This is a genomic window from Klebsiella sp. CSG-1, assembly GCF_056521145.1.
Genome location: NZ_JBWNLD010000031.1, coordinates 1 through 1,177 on the forward strand (window position 1 = coordinate 1; position 1,177 = coordinate 1,177).

Here is a 1,177-nt window from a genome sequence, read left to right on the forward strand (position 1 = left end):
GAGCATAGCAACTGTCTTTCGAGCGCGGCTACGAAGCATGCTGGTGATACATCGGATCCCATGCTTCATTCTTTTTCAGCATTGCATTCAGGATGGTCAGCAATTTTCTGATGCAGGCCGTCAGTGCAACTTTTTTAGGTTTTCCTGCGGCAACCAGGCGTGTATAGAACTCTTTAATTACAGGGTTGTGCCTCGTCCCAACCAGGGCTGACATATAGAGAGCTGTACGGACTGAAGTTCGCCCTCCGAATACAGTTCGGCGACCGCGCATCGTACCGGAATCCCTGTTTACTGGAGCAACCCCAATAAGGGCACTAATTTCTCGTCGTGACAGTGAGCCAAGTTCTGGGACTTCTGCCAGTAGTACGGCGACTGTCGCAGAGCCAACTCCTTTAACTGCGTTCAGAAGCTCGGATAATTCACTGAAATGCTCCTTGATGTGAATCGCCATTTCACCTTCAATACGCGCCAACTCGCCCTTCAGGGCCGAAATAATTGATCTGATGCTTGCATGGCTCAGAGGATGCGAGGGATGTAATCGGTTTCGTTCGGCTGTAAGCATGATCGTGAGCTGTCTGCGTCTGACCACCATCGCAGCCAGAATCTGCCTGTGGGCATCAGGTAAGGGACGAATGTATCTTTCCCGTTCTGGGTGCTGGTTAATAACTTCCGACATCTGAAGCAATACTCTGGCATCTATACGATCAGTCTTCGCCAGATAGCCCATTGCACGAGCAAAATCTCGAGCCTGGCGGGGATTAATGACGACAACGTCAAACCCTTCTGATTGAAGATAACAAGCCACACATGACTCCAGACCCCCTGTCGCCTCCATGAGGATCAACCTTGTTTCATTTCGCTTTAACTCTCTGAGAACTTGAGTAAAACCGTCAGTTCCATTTGGTACAGTGAACTGGCTGGCAATATTGCTGATTGCAATATCCAGAGTACCTTTTGAAACATCTATGCCTGCACAACGTTGATTTGACACGCTCATCTATACCCCTCCTTGCAAATACGATTTGAAGTTCGGACAACTGTTCGGGCTTCAGATGAACGGCTCAGCCTGTGCGTCAATCGCTATGCTGCGGGCTTTAATAACCCCGGGAGGAATCGGACTACACAGGCCTTGCCAAATCTAAGCCAGATCATAGTAATCCACTTTTGAGATACAAGG

1 protein-coding gene is annotated in these 1,177 nt (G+C 49.0%); it reads right to left on the bottom strand.

What is annotated here, in order from left to right; translation table 11 throughout:
* Nucleotides 1-28: 28 nt before the first annotated feature.
* On the bottom strand, nucleotides 29-997 hold the full coding sequence (locus AC007G_RS28260) for an IS110 family RNA-guided transposase (protein ID WP_032694613.1): 969 nt from the start codon (nucleotides 995-997) through the stop codon (nucleotides 29-31).
* Nucleotides 998-1,177: the final 180 nt, after the last annotated feature.